19 protein-coding genes and 2 pseudogenes are annotated in these 20308 nt (G+C 67.4%); 14 read left to right on the top strand and 7 right to left on the bottom strand.

All coding sequences use genetic code 11. The features are described 5' to 3' along the window. The first annotated feature begins 12 nt into the window (after positions 1-12). The 7 genes from I7X18_RS14540 (at position 13) to I7X18_RS14510 (ending at position 8994) form a co-directional block, all read left to right on the top strand. On the top strand, positions 13-405 hold the full coding sequence (locus I7X18_RS14540; protein ID WP_193047992.1) for a TA system antitoxin ParD family protein: 393 nt from the start codon (positions 13-15) through the stop codon (positions 403-405). 15 nt (positions 406-420) lie between these two features. Next, positions 421-999: an ATPase gene (locus I7X18_RS14535; protein ID WP_193047993.1), complete on the top strand. Its 579-nt coding sequence runs from the start codon at positions 421-423 to the stop codon at positions 997-999. 86 nt (positions 1000-1085) lie between these two features. Next, a complete protein-coding gene (locus I7X18_RS14530; protein WP_193047994.1) occupies positions 1086-2618 on the top strand; it encodes a peroxidase family protein in 1533 nt (510 codons plus the stop codon). Positions 2619-3394: 776 nt separating this feature from the next. Beyond that, positions 3395-5944: a LuxR family transcriptional regulator gene (locus I7X18_RS14525; RefSeq protein WP_193047995.1), complete on the top strand. Its 2550-nt coding sequence runs from the start codon at positions 3395-3397 to the stop codon at positions 5942-5944. A gap of 114 nt (positions 5945-6058) precedes the next feature. Next, complete coding sequence (locus I7X18_RS14520; protein ID WP_193047996.1) at positions 6059-7498, top strand: sugar porter family MFS transporter; 1440 nt, start codon at positions 6059-6061, stop codon at positions 7496-7498. A 53-nt stretch (positions 7499-7551) separates the two neighbouring features. Further along, positions 7552-8622 (top strand): aldo/keto reductase, encoded by a 1071-nt coding sequence (locus I7X18_RS14515; RefSeq protein WP_193047997.1) that lies wholly within the window; start codon positions 7552-7554, stop codon positions 8620-8622. Positions 8623-8631: 9 nt separating this feature from the next. Continuing rightward, the gene (locus tag I7X18_RS14510; RefSeq protein ID WP_193047998.1) at positions 8632-8994 is read left to right on the top strand and encodes an Hsp15 family ribosome-associated heat shock protein; all 363 of its coding nucleotides are present in this window, start codon (positions 8632-8634) and stop codon (positions 8992-8994) included. Between the two features lie 5 nt (positions 8995-8999). On the opposite strand, the gene I7X18_RS14505 is transcribed toward I7X18_RS14510, so the two are convergent. Continuing rightward, positions 9000-9614, bottom strand: a complete 615-nt coding sequence (locus I7X18_RS14505; protein ID WP_193047999.1) for a maleylpyruvate isomerase family mycothiol-dependent enzyme — start codon at positions 9612-9614, stop codon at positions 9000-9002. A gap of 33 nt (positions 9615-9647) precedes the next feature. Here I7X18_RS14505 and I7X18_RS14500 point away from each other — a divergent pair, with 33 nt between their 5' ends. The 3 genes and pseudogenes from I7X18_RS14500 to I7X18_RS14495 all read left to right on the top strand — a co-directional run. Then, the gene (locus I7X18_RS14500) at positions 9648-10421 is read left to right on the top strand and encodes an enoyl-CoA hydratase/isomerase family protein (protein WP_193048000.1); all 774 of its coding nucleotides are present in this window, start codon (positions 9648-9650) and stop codon (positions 10419-10421) included. A gap of 105 nt (positions 10422-10526) precedes the next feature. Continuing rightward, positions 10527-10649, top strand: a pseudogene (locus I7X18_RS29965) (hypothetical protein); the annotation flags it as partial. A 57-nt stretch (positions 10650-10706) separates the two neighbouring features. Further along, positions 10707-11207: pseudogene (locus I7X18_RS14495) on the top strand (AMP-binding enzyme); the annotation flags it as partial. Here the strand turns inward: I7X18_RS14495 and I7X18_RS14490 are convergent. The 4 genes from I7X18_RS14490 to I7X18_RS14475 all read right to left on the bottom strand — a co-directional run bounded on the left by I7X18_RS14490 (position 11190) and on the right by I7X18_RS14475 (position 15197). Then, positions 11190-12260, bottom strand: coding sequence for a DUF808 domain-containing protein (locus I7X18_RS14490; protein ID WP_193048002.1), 1071 nt, complete (start codon positions 12258-12260; stop codon positions 11190-11192). The pseudogene I7X18_RS14495 and the gene I7X18_RS14490 overlap by 18 nt on opposite strands. 62 nt (positions 12261-12322) lie before the next feature. Continuing rightward, positions 12323-13573 carry a sulfotransferase family protein gene (locus I7X18_RS14485; protein WP_193048003.1) on the bottom strand — a complete coding sequence of 417 codons (1251 nt, stop codon included), beginning with the start codon at positions 13571-13573 and terminating at the stop codon, positions 12323-12325. Next, complete coding sequence (locus I7X18_RS14480) at positions 13570-14655, bottom strand: DUF1214 domain-containing protein (RefSeq protein ID WP_193048004.1); 1086 nt, start codon at positions 14653-14655, stop codon at positions 13570-13572. The genes I7X18_RS14485 and I7X18_RS14480 overlap by 4 nt, the downstream gene beginning before the upstream one ends. Beyond that, the gene (locus I7X18_RS14475; RefSeq protein ID WP_232375243.1) at positions 14652-15197 is read right to left on the bottom strand and encodes a TetR/AcrR family transcriptional regulator; all 546 of its coding nucleotides are present in this window, start codon (positions 15195-15197) and stop codon (positions 14652-14654) included. The genes I7X18_RS14480 and I7X18_RS14475 overlap by 4 nt, the downstream gene beginning before the upstream one ends. A gap of 204 nt (positions 15198-15401) precedes the next feature. Here I7X18_RS14475 and I7X18_RS14470 point away from each other — a divergent pair, with 204 nt between their 5' ends. Continuing rightward, the gene (locus tag I7X18_RS14470; protein ID WP_193048006.1) at positions 15402-17486 is read left to right on the top strand and encodes a glycoside hydrolase family 183 protein; all 2085 of its coding nucleotides are present in this window, start codon (positions 15402-15404) and stop codon (positions 17484-17486) included. Between the two features lie 80 nt (positions 17487-17566). Here I7X18_RS14470 and ripD read toward each other — a convergent pair whose 3' ends face one another. Further along, complete coding sequence (ripD, locus tag I7X18_RS14465) at positions 17567-18181, bottom strand: NlpC/P60 family peptidoglycan-binding protein RipD (RefSeq protein WP_193048007.1); 615 nt, start codon at positions 18179-18181, stop codon at positions 17567-17569. Positions 18182-18426: 245 nt separating this feature from the next. Between ripD and I7X18_RS14460 the strand changes: the two genes are divergently transcribed. Next, on the top strand, positions 18427-18675 hold the full coding sequence (locus I7X18_RS14460; protein ID WP_193048008.1) for a DUF6480 family protein: 249 nt from the start codon (positions 18427-18429) through the stop codon (positions 18673-18675). Between the two features lie 24 nt (positions 18676-18699). Next, a complete protein-coding gene (locus I7X18_RS14455; protein WP_193048009.1) occupies positions 18700-19146 on the top strand; it encodes an MOSC domain-containing protein in 447 nt (148 codons plus the stop codon). A 5-nt stretch (positions 19147-19151) separates the two neighbouring features. Here the strand turns inward: I7X18_RS14455 and I7X18_RS14450 are convergent, their stop codons facing one another. Beyond that, positions 19152-19931 carry a hypothetical protein gene (locus I7X18_RS14450; protein WP_193048010.1) on the bottom strand — a complete coding sequence of 260 codons (780 nt, stop codon included), beginning with the start codon at positions 19929-19931 and terminating at the stop codon, positions 19152-19154. Positions 19932-20015: 84 nt separating this feature from the next. Here I7X18_RS14450 and I7X18_RS14445 point away from each other — a divergent pair, with 84 nt between their 5' ends. Then, positions 20016-20237 (top strand): hypothetical protein, encoded by a 222-nt coding sequence (locus I7X18_RS14445; protein ID WP_193048011.1) that lies wholly within the window; start codon positions 20016-20018, stop codon positions 20235-20237. The last annotated feature ends 71 nt before the right edge of the window (positions 20238-20308 follow it).

Here is a 20308-nt window from a genome sequence, read left to right as displayed (position 1 = left end):
CAGGAGGTGCTCATGGCTGATGTCGCCGACCGGGTGACCCGCGTCGCCGCAGACCTGATCGAGAGCGCGGCGGCCGAGGGTGCGCGTCAGAGCCGCTCGGCCAAACAGCAACTCGACCACTGGGCGCGAGTCGGTCGCGCCGTCTCCAGCCATCACACGGCCGCTCGTCGGCGGGTGGAAGCCGCCCTGGCGGGAGAGGCCGACCTGAGCACCTTGACCTCCGAAGAGGGCGTCGTCTTCAACGCCGAGATCTCCGCGGCCATCGAGGAGCAACTCGCCGGCGCCGACTACGGAAACCTCCTTGCTGCGCAAGGGGTCACCACCGTCGCGCTCGATGAGGAAGGGCGGATCGTGCAGTACCGGCCCGACGGCACGTCGGTCGTCCTCGACGACACATCGGCCTGACCGGCGCCGTCGGGAATGCACCGGCTCGACCTCGTCGTCGGACCCAACGGTGCCGGCAAGTCCACCTTCGTCGCGTTCACCCTGGGCCCACTGCTGCCCGGCAGCCCGTTCCTCAACGCCGACGAGATCGCGAAACAACGCTGGCCCACTGACGCCGAGCGGCACTCCTATCAGGCCGCTCGGGTCGCCGCCGCCACGCGCACCGCGTTGATCGAGGCGGGCCGGTCCTTCATCGCCGAGACCGTCTTCTCCCATCCTTCCAAGCTCGACCTCGTCGACGAAGCACTCGCCCGCGATTACACCGTCGTCCTGCACGTCCTGCTGATCCCCGAGGATCTGGCGGTCGAACGCGTCAAACACCGGGTGCTCGCCGGAGGGCACAACGTCGCCGAAGAGAAGATCCGCGAACGTCACCGCCGGCTCTGGGACCTCGTGGTGCGCGCAATCGGGTCCTGCGACAGCGCGACCGTCTACGACAACAGCGACCGAAAAGGGCCACGGATCGTCGCGCAATTCGCCGGTGGTGATCCGATCGGTGCGCCGGCATGGCCGGCCTGGACGCCCGCGCCGCTGCGGACGCGGTGGCCGGCCTGATATTCGAGTAGCGCGCTACTCGCGACCCTGCACCCGTGCGGTGCCAACGTTCATCCCAATCGTCGTCACACAGCGAAAGGGATTCCATGTCACACGGATCGACCGCCGCACGCGAGGTGACCGCACCACGCTCACGCTTCTACCAAGGTCCGTTCGGCCGGTTGTTCGACGACCTCGAGCCATGGCGTCCGGTCGATGGGGCCGGCGTACCCATCACCGACGGTCAGGCTCTTCAGGATTGGTGCCTGAACATAGCGAACACCTTGATGGTGGAGAAGCTGGAGCCGGACGGCACGCCCACACCACCCGGAGATATCGACGAGGACGATATGGACGCCGAGTTCGGGTCTGCCATCCCTGCGGGCTACACGTACTTCGGCCAGTTCGTCGACCACGACATCACCTTCGATCCGACGTCGAGCCTGCAGCGCCACAACGATCCAGACCGGCTGTTCAACTTCCGGACGCCACGTTTCGATCTGGACAACCTCTACGGTCGCGGCCCCGACGATCAGCCTTACCTCTACGACACCGACCTACCATCGCATCAGGCGAAGTTCCTCCTCGCGCCCATCGGCGGTACCGCGGCACACGATCTGCCGCGAAACACCAAGGGACGTGCGCTGATCGGTGACCCTCGCAACGACGAGAACAGCATCGTCAGTCAGCTGCACGTAGCCTTCCTGGCAGCGCACAACACCCTTGTCGACCGGGCCGTCGCACGTTCGCACCATGAAGCCTTCGCCGCGGCGCGGACCACCCTGCGATGGCTGTACCAGTGGGTGGTCTGGCACGACTACGTCAAGCGCATCGTCGATCCCGTCATCCACGATGCGGCGCTGCAGAAGGACACCACCGCCGACGGGCGCACCGTGTGGACCCGTGGACTCGAAGACATCTACGACTGGCACGACCAGCCGTACATGCCGGTGGAATTCTCCGGCGCCGCCTACCGTTTCGGCCATTCGATGGTGCGGTCCAAGTACAAGACCAACCTGCACCGTGGGTTCGACGACACGCATTTCGTGCCGATATTCGATAACACGACGGGCAGCTCGGGTGACGACCTGCGCGGCTTCCGCCCGGTCGGAATCGACAACGCGATCGAGTGGGACTGGTTCCTGCGGATGACATCGTCAATAGGCGAATTCCCACAACGGGCACACCGCATCGACACCAAGCTGACCAACGCACTGGCGTTTCTGCATGAGGGTTCGGTGGGTTCCGCCAACAACGTGCTGGCATCCCGGAACATCCTGCGCGGAATCCGCCTCGAACTGCCCAGTGGCCCGGACATCGCCACCCGGCTCGGCCTCGCACCGATAGATCTGGAACCGGGCGAGCCCGCGTCCCTCTGGTTCTACCTGCTCAAGGAGGCCGAATCCAAGGCCGACGGAAACCACCTCGGCGACGTGGGCTCCATCATCGTCGCTTCCGTCTTCGCCGGATTGCTCGTTGGAGACCCGCAGTCGTGGCTCAACGTTGCGCCCGCGTGGACGCCGAACACTGATCCCCTGCTCGAGCCTGGCACCGACAACGTCGACAGCCCAGGCGAATGGGAACTGGCCTCCATCATCCGCATTGCCGGCGTACCGACAAAGGGCAGCGACTTTCCGTGACGGTCGGATGAGGACCTCGTTGATCGCGAACAGCGGCACCGATGAAAAGCCCAGGCTCCGCGAATTGCCCTCGGGGGTTGCGCAATTCGCGGAGCCGGTCCGCGATGTCGGGGCTTTTCACTCCCCCACGGGCCATCACCGGTGTTCGACACCGCGGCCGGCGTCTGCGGAATGCCGTCCGCCACCCGTACCCCGTTGCGCGGTGCCTCCAGGGTGACCTGGCGTTTACGTTCGGGGCGCGCGGCCATACTCCGCAGTTGCGGCCGCTGCGCCCCACATCCAGCGTTTCAGGACCGTGCGGGCGAGTCGGTCGGTGAATGCGCCGTTAGGGGCATCCGCGCGGCCACCGGCCCCCGCGGGTGGTGCGTGGCTCAGCAGGTTCGGGCACTCCGGTGGTCCGGTTCGGCTCAAATCGCATACCTGGCAATGGGTTCCGGCTGGAACGGGTGGTCGCGGCGGTGCCTGGCTCTCGGTGCGCCGGTGGTCGGATCTGACTGTGCTGAGCGGATCTCATGGCCACCGAGTGTGGGGCCCGAGAGAAGCCGCGGTTAGCGTAGTCCGGTACGCGGTCGCGCGATTGCCCCACGAATGTTATTTGCATACGGTAACAAGAAATTCGGGCCACACGGCGTCCGAAATGCCGTCGCGTTGATGCGTTAAGTGGATAAGTCCATATATGGATTAAACCGCGAATACGCGGACCCCAGATCTGAGTATTGTGTGATTTCGTGGCGTCACAGCCGTGGCCCGTTGTTTCGCGGGACAATGAGTTCAAAATGATTCAATCCGCGCTGTTGCCGGACAGCGACGGATGCGGAATCGTGCTCTTCGGCGACGCCGGAGTCGGAAAGACCACCTTGGCTCGGCTGGTCACCAGATCCCTGCCCGACCACGTGCAGTGGATCGCCGCGACCGAATCGGCGCGCAGCATTCCGCTCGGGGTGTTCGCACACCTGGTGGGCTCGGCGACGGCCCGCGACATGATGGCCTTCCTGGCGGCAGCCCGGCAGACGATCCTGTCCGAAGAGCATTCGATCATCGGCGTCGACGACGCGCACCTGCTCGATCAATTGTCGGCGACCCTGTTGCATCAATTGGCGCTCGACGGATCGGTGCGCATCGTGGCCACCATCCGCGATGGGGAGCCGGTTCCCGATGCCATCACCTCGCTGTGGAAGGACGGCTATCTCCAGCGCCTGCACCTCAAACCCTTCACAAAAGTGCAGTGTTCAAGGCTGATCGAGCAGGCGCTGGGTGGACGGGTGGAAGGGTTGTCCGCCGATCTGATCTGGGAAGCCTCCGGCGGCAACGCCATGTTCGTGCGCCACCTGGTGGAGGGAGCGATCGAAGCGGGCACCCTGCGCCAGGTGCGCGGTGTCTGGCAACTGCGCGGACGAGCCTCTGTCACTTCGGAACTGGCGTCGTTGCTTGATGTGCGCATCGAGCAGCTGCCACCCGATGTCCTGCACGCGCTGCACCTGCTCACCTTCGGCGAGCCGCTCGGGCTCGACGCGTTCTCCGCGCTGGCCGGTGCGGACGCGGTCGAACAGGCGGAGGTCCGAGGTCTGGTGCGGATCACCGAGGAAGCCGACCGCCTCGACGTTCAGTTCACCCACCCACTGTTCGGTGAGGTCATCCGTCGGCGTCTCGGTGTGGCGGCGGCGCGGCGGGTACGCGGAGAACTGGTCCGCACACTGCGGGACCGCCCGGTGATCAACCCCGGAGAGCGGATCCGGCTTGCCGAGCTGACACTGGACAGCGACGAACCACCGAGTCCCGACCTGCTGGTGGCGGCCGCCCGCGATGCCGTCGCGCTGGGCAACATCACGCTCGGTGAGCGCCTCGCCCGCGCGGCGGTCAACCGCGGTGGGGGCTTCGCGGCCAGCGAGTGTTTGGCCCGGGCCCTGCTGTGGAAAGGCGAAGCCGCCGAATCCGACCAGATCCTGACCGCATTCGACCCCGAACAGCTCAACGAACTGGAGCTGACGTTGTGGGGGGCGGCCCGACTCGCCAACCTGCAGTGGTCGATGGGTGACGCCGATACTGCCGATCAGGTGCTGACGCTATTGCGTTCCCGCGTCAGCCACCCGTCGCTGACGTTGTTCCTCGACGGGCTCTGTGCGGCGTCGCTGGCGTTCAAGAACCAGTTGCCGGATGCGATTCGGCTCTCGCGCCGGGTGCTCGACGAACCTGCCGCTCCTGCTTCGGCCGTCGAATGGGCCATCATCGGGGGCTCACTGGCGCTGGCACAGGCCGGTCGGCTGGAGGAAGTGGCATCAGTCGCCCGGCGCGGACTGACCGTCGAGCAGAAGGTCGACGGATTGTTGCGCTACCTCAGCGCTTTCGGTGAAATGCGGGCGCTGGTCCTCGCCGGTGACTTCGACGCCGCCGAACGTCGATCCGGTGACATCCTGCGCATCTCCTCACCCGGTCAGTACCTGGCGTGGGGCATGGCCAATGTGCTGGCCGGCACTGTGCAGGTCGCGCGCGGGCGGTTCGGCCATGCGGTGGCGGCCATGGAGCAGACGGTCGCGGCCCTCACCTCCGAGAGTGCGGCGACGTGGAGCTTCCCGGCCCGCCTGTTGCTGGCCCAGTGCTACTGCGTCCTCGGCAAGGTCGACGCGGCCCGCCGCATCATCGCCGAACTCCGCACCCGGGTGGGTCGCCACGTCGCGGTATTCGAACCGCAACTGCGCCTGACCGAGGGGTGGCTGGCCGCGGCGGAGGGCACCGTGAGCCTCGCCGTCGAGAAGGCGCTCGACGCCGCACACCTCGCGGCCGAGTCCGGACAGCACGGATTCGAACTGCTCGCGCTGCACGACGCCATCCGCTTCGGCGATCGAGAGTGCATACCGCGGTTGCTCGAACTCACCGCGAGCGTCGGCGGGGCGCTGTCTGAGGCCTATCGTGACCACGCGACCGCGGTCGTCGAGTCACGCCCGGATGCGGTGCTCGAGGCGGCAGAGCAATTCGAGCGGCTCGGCGCTCTGCTGTCGGCGGCAGACGCATTCGCCGACGCGTCGACGCTCTACCGGGCAGTTGACGACAGGCGTCAAGCCGTCGACGCGGCCGCTCAGGCCGACCGGCTGGCGGGCGCGTGCGGCGGTATCCGGACTCCGGCGTTGAAGGTCGCGGCCAATCCCCTGCCGATCAGTGGCCGGGAGCGCGAGATCGCCGAGTTGATCGCGGCCGGGGCGAGCAACAAGCAGATCGCCGAACGGTTGGTGCTCTCCGTCCGCACGGTCGAAGGACACATCTACCGCGCCTGCGCGAAACTCGGCGTCGGCGATCGCGACGCACTTGGGCATATCGTCACGCGCGGCTGAGTTCCGTGACGCCTGCAATACCGCTGCAGAGGTGCGAGTTCGCCGAAGATTGCCGCGGCGTCCTTGTGGGTAACCGCGCGACGTTGTCACCTCGTCGCGGCGGAAAGGCACGGTATGAAGTCGTCGGAGAGCGTCCCTTCGGAGAGCGTCCCTTCGGAAACCGCCGAAGACCAACGCAGCGAACCCGGGCAGCTCACCGGTGCAGTCGTGATCGTCGCGCTGGTGTCCGCGATCTCGGGCATGTTGTACGGCTACGACACGGGCATCATCTCCGGGGCGCTTCTGCAGATCACCGAGGACTTCAGCATCGCCGAGCTCTGGAAGCAGGTGATCGCTGCGAGCATCCTGCTCGGCGCGGTCATCGGGGCGCTGACCTGTAGTTACCTCTCGGACAAACGCGGCCGCAAGGGCACGCTGGTGCTGCTGGCTGTCATCTTCGCCGTCGGCGCGCTCTGGTGTGCGGTGTCCCCCAATCCGATCCTGTTGTCGCTCGGCCGGCTGGTTCTGGGCTTCGCGGTCGGTGGCGCCACCCAGACGGCGCCCATGTACGTCGCGGAACTGGCGCCTCCGAAATACCGGGGCCGCCTGGTCCTCTGTTTCCAGATCGCGATCGGTGTCGGCATCGTGATCGCCACGATCGTCGGCGCGTCGGAGGCCATCGGGTGGCGCTGGTCGATCGGCGCCGCCGCCGTGCCCGCAGCGCTGATGCTCGCCTTGATGCTGCGGTTGCCGGAGAGCCCCCGCTGGCTGGTCAAGAACGGGGACAACGACGCCGCCCGCGCGGTGTTGGAGCGCGTGCGCCCGTCAGGGTACGACCTCGACCGTGAGCTGAACGAAACCGCCGAACTCGCCCGGGCCGAACGGACCGCGAGCACCCGCGGCTGGTCCGGCCTGCGCGAGGCATGGGTGCGTCCGGCACTGATCCTCGGATGCGGCATCGCGATCTTCACGCAGCTCAGCGGAATCGAGATGATCATCTACTATGCCCCAACCATCCTGACCGACAACGGATTCGACACCTCGGTCGCACTGCAGGTCTCGGTGGCGCTCGGGGTCACCTACCTCGTGGCGCAGCTCGTCGGTCTGTCGATCATCGACCGAGTGGGCCGTCGCCGCCTCACGCTGCTCATGATCCCGGGCGCCGCTGTCAGCCTCTTCGCGCTCGGATTGTTGTTCGTCACGGGCAACAGCGGCCGCGAGTCGATGCCGCTCATCATCGGGTGTCTTGTCGTGTTCATGCTGTTCAATGCCGGCGGACTGCAGCTGATGGGGTGGCTGACAGGCTCGGAGACCTATCCGCTGGCCGTGCGGCCCGCCGGCACCGCCGTGCAATCCGCGGCGCTGTGGGGGACGAACCTGTTCATCACCCTCACCCTGCTGTCGCTGATCACTGCGATCGGGGTCGGGCCGTCGATGTGGCTCTACGGGTTGTTCAACGTGGCGGCCTGGGTGTTCGTCTACTTCCGCATGCCCGACCTCACCGGCAGGAGCCTCGAGGAGATCGAGACCAAGCTCGCAGACGGAAAGTTCCGACCCGCTGACTTCGCCCGCTGACGGGGGTCGGCGCACCGGCCCGCTGAACCACCTCCGTCACTAGGATTGCCCCCATGTCCGACGACATGCTGATCGATGACGTGCCCTTCACCCACGACCCGTGGGTGGCGAGGCGGGAGCGCTACGACTCGATGCCCTACCGGCGGGTGGGCACGTCCGGGCTGCTTCTGCCGGCGATCTCCCTGGGCCTCTGGTACAACTTCGGCGACAATCGGCCCTTCGACGTGCAGCGGGAAGTGCTGCGGTACGCATTCGACTGCGGCATCACGCATTTCGACCTGGCTAACAACTACGGGCCGCCGTACGGTTCGGCGGAGGAGAACTTCGGACGCATGTTGCGCCGGGACTTCAAGCCGTACCGCAACGAGCTGATCGTCTCCACCAAGGCGGGGTGGGACATGTGGCCGGGACCGTACGGTCAGCTCGGCGGCCGGGCGTACCTGCTCGCCAGCCTCGACGAATCGCTCGACCGCCTTGGCCTCGACTACGTCGACATCTTCTACTCCCACCGCATCGATCCGACGACACCTCTCGAGGAGACGATCGGCGCACTCGACACCGCGGTGCGCGCCGGAAAGGCCCGATACGTCGGGATTTCGTCGTACTCCGCGGCCAAGACCGCTGACGCGGCGGCGATCGCGAAGCGTCTCGGAACTCCCCTGGTGATCCACCAGCCGTCCTACTCCCTGCTCAACCGATGGATCGAGGGAGACCTCACCACCGAACTCGGCAACGCAGGCATGGGAGCCATCGCGTTCACGGCGCTGGCACAGGGGCTGCTGACCGACCGCTACCTACAGTCGGCACCCGACGAGGTCGACCGTGCCACGATGCGGCCCTCGTTCGACGACGCATTGGTCACCGAACAGGTCCGCGAGCAGCTTCGTGGGCTCGCCGGGATCGCCGAGCGCCGTGGCCAGACACTCGCTCAACTGGCGCTGGCCTGGGTGCTGCGCGACCCCGCCGTCGCCTCCACGCTGGTCGGCGCCTCGAGCGTCGCCCAGTTGAAGGAGAATCTCGGCGCGCTCGACAACCTCGAGTTCACCGCGGAAGAACTCACCGAGATCGACAGGTACGCCACCGAATCCGGTATCGATCTGTGGCGCGAGAGCTCCGATGTCTAGCGGTACGTCATGGACTCGACCCGAATAGACCGCTGGCTGTGGGCGGTCCGGCTGACCAAGACCCGGCCGGACGCGGCAGCGGCGTGCCGGGGCGGACACGTGCGGATCAACGACCGGCCGGCGAAGCCGGCGACGACGGTGGCTCCCGGCGACGAGGTACGTGCCCTGGTGGGTGACCGGACGAGGATCGTCGAGGTGGTGCGGGTGATCCAGAAGCGGGTGGGCGCGGCCGATGCGGTGACCTGTTACCTCGACCGGACCCCGCCGGCGCCGCCGACCACGGCGGTCCCGCTGGCGGTCCGCGACCGTGGCGCGGGTCGACCGACGAAACGGGACCGCCGCAAGCTGGACAGGTGGCTTGCCGGGCAGTGACCGGCTCAGCGCAGTAGCCGCATGCCCTCACCGTGCAGTTCGCCGGATACCGCTGCTGCCCTACCCGTCATGGCGAGCAACAGAGCCTCGCCGCGACCGCACACGTCGGGTCCTACCCCGGCCGTCCAGTCCATATCAGTCGCCACCAGCCGGAGCCCTCGTGTACGGCGCCTGCCACCGACCACGGGGCTGAGGCGGGCGTAGTCCAGGCATACCCGGACTCGCCGGGTGTCGAGGGTGCGGTGCAATCCGAGCTGGCGGCGGATGTCCTGCTGGTGGACCAGGCATTCGACGAGCGCGACCCGGCCGCCGTAGAGCGCCGCGGCGCCCGACGGTTCGCTGCCCCGGCGCATCCGATCGGCCAACTCCGCCCCGTCGAGTCCATCGCTTCTGCGCAAGCCCTCCGCGTTCAGCCGATCGATGTCTCCGCGATATCGGATCATGTTGGCTCCCAACCGGATCAGGCTCTGGTCCAGATAGGCCACCGTATGCGCGGCGACATCGCGCACGGTCCATCCCGCACACAGGCTCGGCATCGCCCACTGGTCGGGCGTCAGGTTGTCCAGTAGATCTGCGAACTCCGTGCGTTCGAGTCGCGCGAGGGTGCGAACGGTCGCCATGGAAGTCAGTGTGACGGAAACTATGGTGCAGTCATGAATCTCGTCACCTATGAGCTGGCCGACCACGTCGCGACCATCACGCTGAACCGGCCGGAGGCCCGCAACGCCATCAACGGGGCGCTCCGCGACGAGCTGAACGCCGCGTGGAACCGGTTCCGTGACGATGAAGACGCGTGGGTGGGCATCCTCACCGCGAGCGGGGACGTCTTCTGCGCCGGCGGTGACCTCAAGGACGGGCAGGGTTCGGTGGGCACCTTCGGCGGCACGTTCTGGGAGAAGCCGACCATCAACTCCTTCGAGAGCGGGATGGAGTTGTTCAAGCCGACGATCGCGGCCGTGCAGGGGCCGTGCGTCGGATACGGGTTGACCGGAGTGCTGTTCTGCGACTTCGTGATCGCCAGCACCGAGGCCACGTTCTCGTTCCCCGAGGTGTCCCTCGGGGTGCCGACCATCGTCGGCGCGATCCGGCTTCCGGAGCGGGTGCGCTGGGCCGACGCGATGGAGCTTCTGCTGACCGGCAAGCCGATGACAGCTGAGCGGGCCAAGGAGATCGGTCTGGTCTGGAGGCTGGTGGAACCCGAGAACCTGCAGGCAGACGCGCAGGCGTGGGCCCGCACCCTCACCGAGGCGGCGCCGCTGGCCCAGCGGGCCACCAAGGAGGTGGCGTCACGGACCGCGAACATGGGTTGGATCGAGTCGGTCCGGTTCGGCGAGACCATGCGCAAGGTGGTCGCGACCACCGAGGATGTCGTCGAAGGAATTCAGGCGTGGCGTGAGAAGCGCCTGCCGCAGTGGAAGGGGCGCTGACGCCGTTGGCTCAGAAGGCGTACCGGGGGCGCCGGGCGTGAGGTGGGTCTACCGCCGCTGCGACCCCGCGATGTTCACCGCGACCTCGTCGGAGAGGATCGCCAGATGATCCCCCCGCGTCCGACGATTCCCGCTCTCCTGGCACAGAGCGTGCGTGAATTCGGGGATCGGACCTACCTGGTGTCGCCGACCGACCGGCTCACCTATGCCGACGCCGAGCGACGGTCCGCCGAGCTTGCCCGCTGGTTGCTCGCGGAGGGCGTCGGCAAAGGGGCGCGCGTCGCGGTGCCCGAAGGGACGGTCGGTGAACTCCTCGTCCGCGGCATCGGCGTGATGGCCGGCTACAACAAACGTGAACGCGCCGAGACCTTCGACGCCGACGGCTGGTACCACACCGCAGACCGCGTCTACCGCAGAGAAGGCGACCCCCGTCTGTTCTATGGCGGCCGCACCAGCGAACTGATCAAGGCGGCGGGCGCCAACGTCTCCCCGCTGGAAGTGGAGGCGGTCATCGCGCAGTTCCCTGATGTGGCGCAGTGCGTGGTCATCGGTGTCGACGATCCCGAGCGCGGCGAACAGGTGTGCGCGGTCGTCGTCCCCGCGGCCGGCGGGGTCGATGTGACAGACCTGGCCGCCAGGACCCGCGCCCTGCTGTCGTCCTACAAGGTGCCGACCCGCTGGTCCGTCGTCACGGCCGACCGACTCGCGACACTGCCGAGCGGAAAACTCAACCGCAGGGCGGTCAAGGAGCTGATCGTCGACAAGGGCCTACCGCTCGAGCGCTGACGGCGGGGCCGCTCCTCCGTCTTCGGGCTGGAATTCCGCGGACCCGTCGTCTTCAGCGGCCGCGACGTGTTCTTCGTCATCGGTCGCCGCGTCGCGCTTGGGCTCATCTGCCTTGTGGTGGGTGTCCTTGCGGCCGAACGGCAGAACGTGGACGACGGCCACCACGACAGCGCCGACGACCAGGCCGATCACCGCGGACGCCGCGGTGTTGACCAGCCAGGCGAGCACTCCGCCGATCCCGCCGACGGCGTGCTGAACGGACTCTTCGGCGTGGTGCACCAACCCGTAGAGAGTGTGCCAGCCCAACTCGTCGGTGCCGACCAGCAGGATGTGGCCGCCGACCCACAGCATCGCGACCGTGCCGATGAGCGAGAGCGCCGCCAGGAGTTTGGGCATCGCCGTCACTAGGCCACGCCCGACCCGCTGAGCAAACCGGGAGGCGCGCTGGGTGAGGCTCAGACCGATGTCGTCCATCTTGACGATCCCGGCGACCGCTCCGTACACCACGGCGGTGATGACGAACGCCACCACCACCAGAATGATCAGCCGGGGCAGGAACGCCTGGTCGGCGACCTCATTCAGCGCAATGACCATGATCTCCGCCGACAGGATGAAGTCGGTCCGGATCGCGCCCGTCACCACGGCGCGCTCGGCGTCCTCGCCCCGTCCGACGCTGGGAGTGGCGTGGGCGTCGTGGCCCCGCAACCGGCCCCAGACCTTTTCGGCGCCCTCGTAACACAGGTAGGTGGCGCCGAGCATCAGAATCGGGGTCAGCAACCAGGGCACGAACTGGCTGAGCAGCAGGGCGGCCGGCAGGATGAAGAGCAACTTGTTGCGGAGCGAACCGATCGCGATGCGTTTGATGATCGGCAGCTCACGCTCGGCCGCGATGCCCTGCACGTACTGCGGCGTGACGGCGGTGTCGTCGATGACGACGCCCGCGGCCTTGGCGGTGGCCCGGCCGGCGGCGGCGCCGATGTCGTCCACCGATGCCGCGGCAAGGCGGGCAAGCGCCGCAACGTCGTCGAGCAGTCCGAACAGCCCCGCGCTCATCGCGTCTCCTCCATGGCGCGAGGGTACCCGCAGAACACGTCGCGACTCCTCCGCCGGCTGGCTCAGCCGGCCACGAAACGTCGGTGATACTCGCCGAGCCGGGCGGCCACCCGGTCGACGTCGAGCCCGAGGTCGGCCGGACGGTGGATCACACCGCCGTACAGCCCGCGCGGATGGTCGGCGCGAAACCGCGCCATCGCGGTGCGCGCGCGATCGTCGAAAGGCTGGCCGGCGAGCGCGTAGATCGCCGCCAGGGTGGCCTCCTCGTCGGCCATGAATTCGTCGAACCTGATGTCGATCGACTGGTTCGCGGGCAACACGTCGCGATCGCGCACACACCCGGTCAGCAGATCGGTGGCGCGCTCCACCCAGTAACGGGTGAGTGCCACCGGGTCCGGATGATCGCACGACATCCGTGCGGCGTAGCAGATCATCGTCGCCATCGACCGGATCACCTCGACAGGATCACGATGCGTCACAACGAAGGTCGCGTCCGGGAACGTCGAGACCAGGGCGGGGAACTGTTCGAGATGCTGCGGCGACTTCAGCACCCACCGCGTTCCCCCGCGCAGCCACTGCAGCGCTTGCAGCGTGCGTTTGAGGTGGGCATACGACGCCGACTGGTCGTGTGCCTTGTAGTGCGCGGCGTACGAGGGGACGTGGAACGTCGTCTCGAACAGCATTCCGCCGATGTCGTTGGCGAGCAGCTGAATCTCTTCGTGCGCATGGTCGACAGTCATGTCGTGCATCCGCCTGAACTCAGGCATCGCCGTGTGGACCAGATCCAGGCCGGCGGCGCACCGCTCCCGGCGGTCCCGCGGGTCCAGCTCCCCCGGCGCAGGCACGGGCTCGAGGCTCTCCCAGTACGGCAGGTGCCGGATCGCGGGATCGGCCGCGATCATGTTGTGCAGATGCGTGGTGCCCGTGCGCGGCAACCCGCAGATGACGATCGGGCGCTCGATCGGGATGGCCAGGATCTCCGGGTGCCGCGCGAGCAGATCATCGAGCCGCAACCGGTTGACCAGGTGTTGCGCCAACTGTTCGAAGGCCACCGCCCGGCCGACGTCCGACAGGCCGGCTTCGGAATCCAGTGCGCCGCACAGCACCTCGAGCCGGTCACGGAAGTCGTCGTCGCCGAAGTCGGTCAGGCCGGCCCGGTCGACGGCGGTCGCCTGCAGCGCCTCCGGTGTCAGCGCCAAGGTGGCGCCGTAGGCGGCCAGACCTTCCCGCATCGGCCGTGCCGCCTCCGGATACACCGGATCGGCGAGATCGGTGAAGGTGATCGGCGCCGGGCGGGAGACGTGCGCGGTCACCGGGATACCTCGGCGAGGTCGACGACCCGGCACCGCGGCCTGGCTGGGGTCTCCTCGGGCAGGAACCAGCGCAGCCAGATCAATCCGGTACGCCGGCCCGCGGTCGACACCCAGTTGGGGTGTCCGGGATCGCGGTCGGCGATCACGATCCGCCACGATCCGTCGGGTTCGTAGGTGACCTGTGCGCCGTTGAGGGTGACCCGCTCGTAGGTGTAGTCGTAGGTGTGCAGGAACGGATTCCACAGGCACAGGTTCCAGAACACGCACTCGGGTGAGGTGCCCTCCACGATCAGGGCCTGACCGGGCTGGAGTTCATAGGCGCCCATCGCGTAGGCAGCGTCGGCGGCCGACCAGCCGTACGCGTTCTGCGGCACCGGGAACGGCTCGTGGATCTCGTTCGGCGGCTCGATCCGGCTGGGCAGGAAGGAGACCTGTTCGTGAAGCCAGGTGCGGGCTGCGCGCATCCGGCGCGCGAGGTCCTCGGCGTCGTCGTGGCGCCGGGCTGGTGGATCGACGCTCTCGATCGTCCACTGCGTGCGGCGCGCACTCTCGGGCGCGGTGAGGTAATCGCGGGTCAGCGCCATCACCGCGTCCGATGTGAGTTCGAGCCAGGCCCCGGGTTGCGGTGACGGGCTCATCGTGAACGCGAAATTACCCTCGTCGTCGAACTCCAGGTCGCGGTCGTTGAGCGTCCCGACGATGCGGTTGCTGTAACTGCCGTCGTCCGGGCCGCCGTAGACGGTGATCGAGAGATACGCGGCGTCGCCCCGATTTCCGCGCACCCGGTACGTGCGCCGCGGATCGATCGGCGCGATCTGATAGAAGGCGTCGGAGTTGTCGCCACCCCACTTCAGGTAGGGCCCGATCACGTCGACGAAGCGGGGGTTGTCCTTGTCGCCCCACACGTAGGCGTCGACCGCCACCCGCAGCAGGCTGAAGGTGAGTCGGTATCCGTCGAGGAGATCCGCTTCCTCGAGCGGCGGATCGGCATGCAGGAGCTTGTCCTCGATATGGCGCAGTTCGTCGAGCAGTTCCCCGAAGGCCTTCGAGAGCTCTGCGTGGCGCCGGTCGGCCTGGGTCATCGCGGTTCCTCATCTCTGCTGGTTGCTCCCACCATGGCCAGGGAGCAGAGGTGTGTGACGAGCGTGTCGACGTCGGTGACGTCCCGAACGTGGACGGCGTAGAAGGTGCTGCCGATGACGGTGTCGTACAACGACTCCGCATCCATGCTCGGATCCACCGCACCCTGGTCGATGCCGTCGCGGACCAAGGCGGTGAACCGGGCCTGGGTGGCTTCGTCGAGGAGTTGTTGAGCGCGGATCCGCAGCTCGGGGTGCCGGTGGCGTTCAGCGAGGATGCCCAGCGCGGCGGCGTACACCACCGGTTCACGCCAGAACTCCACCACCGCGTGCAGGAACCTATGGAGGTCCGTCACGAAATCGCCGGTGCCCGAGAGTATTTCGGTCGTACTAGCTGTCTGGAACGCGGCATCGAAGACGACGTGGGCCTTCGACGGCCAGCGGCGGTAGACGGTGGGCCTGCTGACGCCCGCCTCCCGTGCCACGGCCTCGATCGTCACCTGGTCGTATCCGTCGCGGGTCAGCAGTCGACGCGTCGCCGACATGATCGCCTCGTGCGTCCGCGGGTCGCGCCGCCGCCCACGCGCCGGTGCGGGACGGTCCGAAGGGCTGCCGGCGGCCTGCACCCCTTTAGCTTTACACAGTGTCATGTAATTCGGGTTGGGTATTTGACGACAGAAACACTTTCCGTGCGGCCGGCGATTTCCCCAGAAGTGATCGACGCTGAACGACGACAGGGGTACGAACGGATGAAACCGAACACGAGCGCCGCCGCCCACGTAGGACGGATCGGCGCACTCGCCGTGGCGCTGGGGGTGGGAGCCGCGGTGACGTTCGGGCACGGGGTGGCGGTGGCGGAGACGTCCGACTCGGGCACCTCGTCGTCGGCATCCGCGTCGGAGTCGTCAGCGTCGGAGTCGTCAGCGGAGTCGTCAGTCGGTCAGAAGGACTCCACCGATTCGGCGACGGCGCCTGATGACGGGGATGACTCGTCGGAAGACGACACCGAGGCTGTCGACGATGATGCCAGTGAAGACGAACTGGCTGACGATGAAGTGGCGGAAGATGATTCGGCCGAAGGCGAAGCCGTCGACACCGTCGATGACGAGCCGGATTCCGGCGACGTCCTGACCGAACTGCCCGTCGAGGAGCCGACGGACACCGTCGACACCGAACCCGTCACCGAGAATCCCACACCGGCAGCCGACCCGCAGTCGACGTCGGACCAGCCGGAGGCGCCAAGGGAATCGACGGACGAGGCGGACGAGGTCGTCGATGATCAGCCGGTAGCGGAAGACGTCCCGCTCGACGACGTGCCTCCCGCCGCACCTGAGATTCCCGTCGCCACCCGTGGCGCGACCCCGTCCGAAACCACCACAGGCACGCAACGCCCAACGGCCTCAACGACGTCGGCTGTCGCTGCCACGCCGACGACCCGGGTCATGCCCGTTGACCCGCCGAGCCTGCCCGCGATGATCTCCGGATTCCTCGCTGCGGTCGGGCTCGCCCCGCTGGCGGCCGCCCTGCCCACCGCTCCGGCGCCGCCGCCGGCTCTGTGGGCGATGCTGGCCTTGGCCCGTCGGGAATTCGAGCGGGCCTTCACCCGGCCGAACATCTCGGTGGCACCGTCGGGTGTCGTCACGGCCGCGGCCGCCATCCCGTTCCCGACCACGCTGCCGTCCGTCGACAAGGGCTGGGTGACGGGCAAGGTGCCCAACAACTTCGGTATCGGCGGCACCGACCTCGGCATCATGTGGGACGGCGGAACGAGGTTGGGTGAACGCTTCGTGCACGTCGCCTTCGGGGACACGTTCGCCAACGCCAACATGACCGGTGACTGGCGGTCCAACGTGCTGCTGATCAGCACTGACCACAAGTTGGGCAACGGCCTACAGCTCGTCCAGACCGGGTATGCCGGCCGGTTCATCGGCCCCTACAACGGCCGGCTCGGCCTCTTCGGCTCGGAGGTCACCCAGATCCCGACCTCCGGCATCCAGATCGACGGCCGGCAGTTCGTGAACTTCATGTCGGTCAAGTCGTGGGACACCCCGGGGCGATGGACCACCAACTACTCGGCGATCTCCGTCTACGACCAGGCGACGGACACATGGGTGCTGGCGCCGTCGACGATCCGCTCCGCGGGATGGTTCCGGTCGTCGACGCGCTACGTGCCCGGAAGCCAGAACTTCCAGCAGGCCGCGTACGTCCTGCAGCCCGAAGACCAGGTCGGCGAGGACGGTGTGCGCTACCTGTACGCGTTCGGCACGCCCTCCGGCCGGGCCGGATCGGCCTACGTCTCCCGCGTCGCCGAGGGCTCGGTGACCGATCTCTCCAAGTACGAGTACTGGGACGGGTCGAAGTGGGTGGCCAATCGCCCGGCGGCCGCCGCGCCGATCATCGGCGATTCGAAGCGCTCGGCGGGGCTGTTCGGGTTCGCCGTCGACTGGGCGAACGACCCCAACGTGCTGGGCGGATACCTCGGCGGCCTGTTCGGCGCGAAGACCGGCGGCAACGTCAGCGAGATGTCGGTCCAGTACAACGAGTATCTCGGCAAGTACGTCGTGCTCTACGGCGATGGCAACAACGACATCCAGCTCAGGACGGCGGACACCCCCGAGGGTCCGTGGTCGTCCCCGGTCACCATCGCGACGTCGGCGAAGTATCCCGGCTTGTACGCGCCGATGATCCACCCGTGGTCGGGAACCGGCGATCTCAAGGACGCGAACAATCAGCCCGACCTCAACAACCTGTACTGGAACATGTCGCTGTGGGGCGACTACAACGTCACGCTGATGCAGACCGACCTCTCGCCGCTGAAGTCCGTCTCCGTATGAGCTCCGCGAGTTCTACCTGAGGGTTGTGCCAGTCACCGGTCAACGACCCTCAGGTAGAACTCGCGAACTCGGCCTACGAGTCAGTCGATGTAGCGCACCAGGTACGGCGCCATGTTGTTGGTGCGCACCGGGGAGATCTGCACCCCGGGATCGGTGGCCTCCACCATCTGTCCCCCACCGATGAACATCGCGACGCTCTGCGTGCCGTTGGGACCGTAGAAGATCAGGTCACCGGGCAGTGCCTGCGACGGCAGCACCTTGCGGCCGACCAGGTACTGATCGCCCGAGGTCCGCGGGATCTTCAGGCCCGCACCGGCGAAGGCATAGACCATCAGCCCCGAAGCGTCGAAACCGACGACCTGCGGTTTGGGTGCGGGGGCCAACGCCAGACCCGGGACCGATCCGGGCAGGCCCGCCACCGGAATGGCGGCCGGCGTGCCGTCGACCGGGATCACCCCGGGCGGTGTCACGGCCGGTTCGGGAGCGCTGCTGCCCGCCGGATTGCCGAGCGACGGTCCGGCGGTGTTGCCGCCGCCGTAGGCATAGGGGACGCCGCGCTGGGACAGTGCGCGGGCGATGACCACGTCGATCGCCTGTTGGTTCCGGGTGGGCAGCGGGAACAGCTCCGCACTCGCGGTGCCTGCTGTCGCCAACGACAGCGCCAAACAGATGACGACGGCGTAGATGCGCCTCATCTCACATTCACCTCTCGAACGATCCGACGGTGGGCAATCCCCACCAGCATCACTTGTACCTCCTGTAACACCTCACCTGCTAATTGCGGTAGCGCAACGGAGCGAAGAGATGCCGTAGTGAGACACAACGGTGATGGGGCGGCGGCGGTATTCCACCCGCGGCCCTGTGTGAGCCGGTGGCGACGGGGTACGTCTGCGCTGACGTCAGCTGGCGATACCCACCGACCACGGAGGCCCAGAAACCGATGACAGCGATACCCCCGGACCCCGAGCCGGCACAGACACCGGACCTGGAACCAGGTGGTGGGGTGACGCCCGGGGCCACACCGCCGGACTCCGACCAGATGTCCGGGATCGGAAAAGTCGAAGAGAATCCCCGGCACCGTTTCACGGCGGGATCGGTCACCTCGATCGTCGCGATCGCGGTGTTCGCCCTCATTTTTCTCGCCATCGCGGTGGGGTTGATACTCAACATGATCGGTGTTTTCGACTGAACAGCGCTCCGTACAATCGCCTCGGTGAACGTCGTCGCCATACACATCGCCAAGGCGCGGCGACTGCCTGTCCGCTCGGTCGACGAGGTCGTCGCCGAAGCAGGCAAGGGCCTGGTCGGAGACCGCTACCACGGAACCCGACACCGGCACGTGTCCATCCAGTCCGCGGAACTTCTCGACCTCGCCGCCCATGATCTCGGACACGCCTTCGACCACGGTGCAACCCGGCGGAACATCACGGTGGATGCGGGCGACATCCCCACCCGCCCAGGGACCCGGCTGACCATCGGTGACGTCGAACTCGAAGTGGTGCGCATACTCGCGCCCTGCCGATTGCTCGACGACGACATCGGTGCCGGCGCGGCCGCGGCCCTGCGCAGGCGGGCGGGGTCGGCGTGCCGGATCCTGGGCTCGGGCACGATCCGCCTCGGGGACCGTGTGACGATCACCGACCCCCCGGCTCAGGACTGAGGGCCTCAGCGCCGTTCGCGCACCTTGTAGGTCGCGGGCCATGACTGCCGGGACTCGTCGCCCACCAGCGGCGTCCCCTTCCCGCCGACCTGCACGCTGTAGGCCTCCTGCCCCGCCCCCACCTCCCGGTTGACGTGTTCTTGGGCCAGGTAATACAACTCGTCGATTGCCGCCTCGCTGTAGGCGACGAACGTCGTCTTCCTGGTGATGTCGCCCGCGCCGGCCGTCATCCGGTCCGGAAGCACCCGCGAGGCCAGCGCGCCGGCGGCCACGAGCAGGAACGGGATGAGCCAGTAGCAGACGAAGGTCAGCGGTGTCTCGGTGTCGAGGATCGACGCATCGCTGCGGACCAGCGGCGGGATCGCGGCCGAGACTGCCATGGCCGCGAACACACCGACCCAGATCCAGGTGAGCCGACCGGTGATCTGCTCGAACAGATCGGTGTCGACGATCTCCCTGGGCTGCCCGGCCGCGGCGAACTCTCGGACGAAGGGGTGTTTGGTGAGCACGCCCACCAGCGCGGTGAGGAAGATGCCCGCGAAGCTGAGCGGCGCCAGCCACCGCTCGGCGAACGAGTCGCCCACCAGCAGCGTCAGCACGGTCAGAACGGCGAATGTGGCCGCGGCGCCGATGTCCAGGGTGCGGCCCGGCGCGTGCCGGGCCGGGCCAAGCAGCAACGCGGCGACCGCGACCAGCAAGGCGGCCACGGCTGCGAGGAGGAACGGGACGTTGCCCATCAGAACCCAGTACACGACCCACGGCGCGAAACCCAAGACGATGCCCACGGGCGGTCAGTCTAGGGGCTTACCGTGAGACCGACGGCAACACGTGGAGGCGAGTCGGCCGGCGGTGGTGTACAACGGCGAGTGATGAGGTATCTGCTCATCGCCCTGTACTTGGGCGGATGGTTGTTGACCACGGCGGCGCTGCTGCGGCGGCAGTTCGGTGACGACGACCGCAGCCGGCGTGACCGCCTCGTCTTCAACGCCGTCAGCGTGCTGTGCGCGGTGGCGCTCGCCGCGGTGTGGCCGCTGTCGGGATGGTTTCTCCCGATGATCCGCGCCGCGCTCGGGCGGCGCGACGACGAATGATGCGGCTTGGTAAGCCGTCTGCGTAACGTCACGGCGAAAACCGGCGCTCGGAAGCGCCACCACGTTACGTA

It is taken from the genome of Mycolicibacterium baixiangningiae (genome assembly GCF_016313185.1).
Taxonomy (GTDB): domain Bacteria; phylum Actinomycetota; class Actinomycetes; order Mycobacteriales; family Mycobacteriaceae; genus Mycobacterium; species Mycobacterium baixiangningiae.
The sequence above is the reverse complement of the archived record's forward strand: the minus strand, read 5'-3'. Positions and strand labels throughout refer to the sequence as shown.

Excerpts from the sequence above, each read along its gene's own strand:
- I7X18_RS14515 (WP_193047997.1), top strand. The coding sequence starts at position 7,552 with ATGTCCGACGACATGCTGATCGATGACGTGCCCTTCACCCACGACCCG.
- I7X18_RS14475 (WP_232375243.1), bottom strand. The coding sequence starts at position 15,197 with ATGTCGGCGACGCGTCGACTGCTGACCCGCGACGGATACGACCAGGTG.
- I7X18_RS14505 (WP_193047999.1), bottom strand. The coding sequence starts at position 9,614 with ATGGCGACCGTTCGCACCCTCGCGCGACTCGAACGCACGGAGTTCGCA.
- I7X18_RS14500 (WP_193048000.1), top strand. The coding sequence starts at position 9,648 with ATGAATCTCGTCACCTATGAGCTGGCCGACCACGTCGCGACCATCACG.
- I7X18_RS14470 (WP_193048006.1), top strand. The coding sequence starts at position 15,402 with ATGAAACCGAACACGAGCGCCGCCGCCCACGTAGGACGGATCGGCGCA.
- ripD (WP_193048007.1), bottom strand. The coding sequence starts at position 18,181 with ATGAGGCGCATCTACGCCGTCGTCATCTGTTTGGCGCTGTCGTTGGCG.
- I7X18_RS14510 (WP_193047998.1), top strand. The coding sequence starts at position 8,632 with ATGGACTCGACCCGAATAGACCGCTGGCTGTGGGCGGTCCGGCTGACC.
- I7X18_RS14525 (WP_193047995.1), top strand. The coding sequence starts at position 3,395 with ATGATTCAATCCGCGCTGTTGCCGGACAGCGACGGATGCGGAATCGTG.
- I7X18_RS14445 (WP_193048011.1), top strand. The coding sequence starts at position 20,016 with ATGAGGTATCTGCTCATCGCCCTGTACTTGGGCGGATGGTTGTTGACC.
- I7X18_RS14530 (WP_193047994.1), top strand. The coding sequence starts at position 1,086 with ATGTCACACGGATCGACCGCCGCACGCGAGGTGACCGCACCACGCTCA.
- I7X18_RS14535 (WP_193047993.1), top strand. The coding sequence starts at position 421 with ATGCACCGGCTCGACCTCGTCGTCGGACCCAACGGTGCCGGCAAGTCC.
- I7X18_RS14460 (WP_193048008.1), top strand. The coding sequence starts at position 18,427 with ATGACAGCGATACCCCCGGACCCCGAGCCGGCACAGACACCGGACCTG.
- I7X18_RS14540 (WP_193047992.1), top strand. The coding sequence starts at position 13 with ATGGCTGATGTCGCCGACCGGGTGACCCGCGTCGCCGCAGACCTGATC.
- I7X18_RS14490 (WP_193048002.1), bottom strand. The coding sequence starts at position 12,260 with ATGAGCGCGGGGCTGTTCGGACTGCTCGACGACGTTGCGGCGCTTGCC.
- I7X18_RS14480 (WP_193048004.1), bottom strand. The coding sequence starts at position 14,655 with ATGACCCAGGCCGACCGGCGCCACGCAGAGCTCTCGAAGGCCTTCGGG.
- I7X18_RS14520 (WP_193047996.1), top strand. The coding sequence starts at position 6,059 with ATGAAGTCGTCGGAGAGCGTCCCTTCGGAGAGCGTCCCTTCGGAAACC.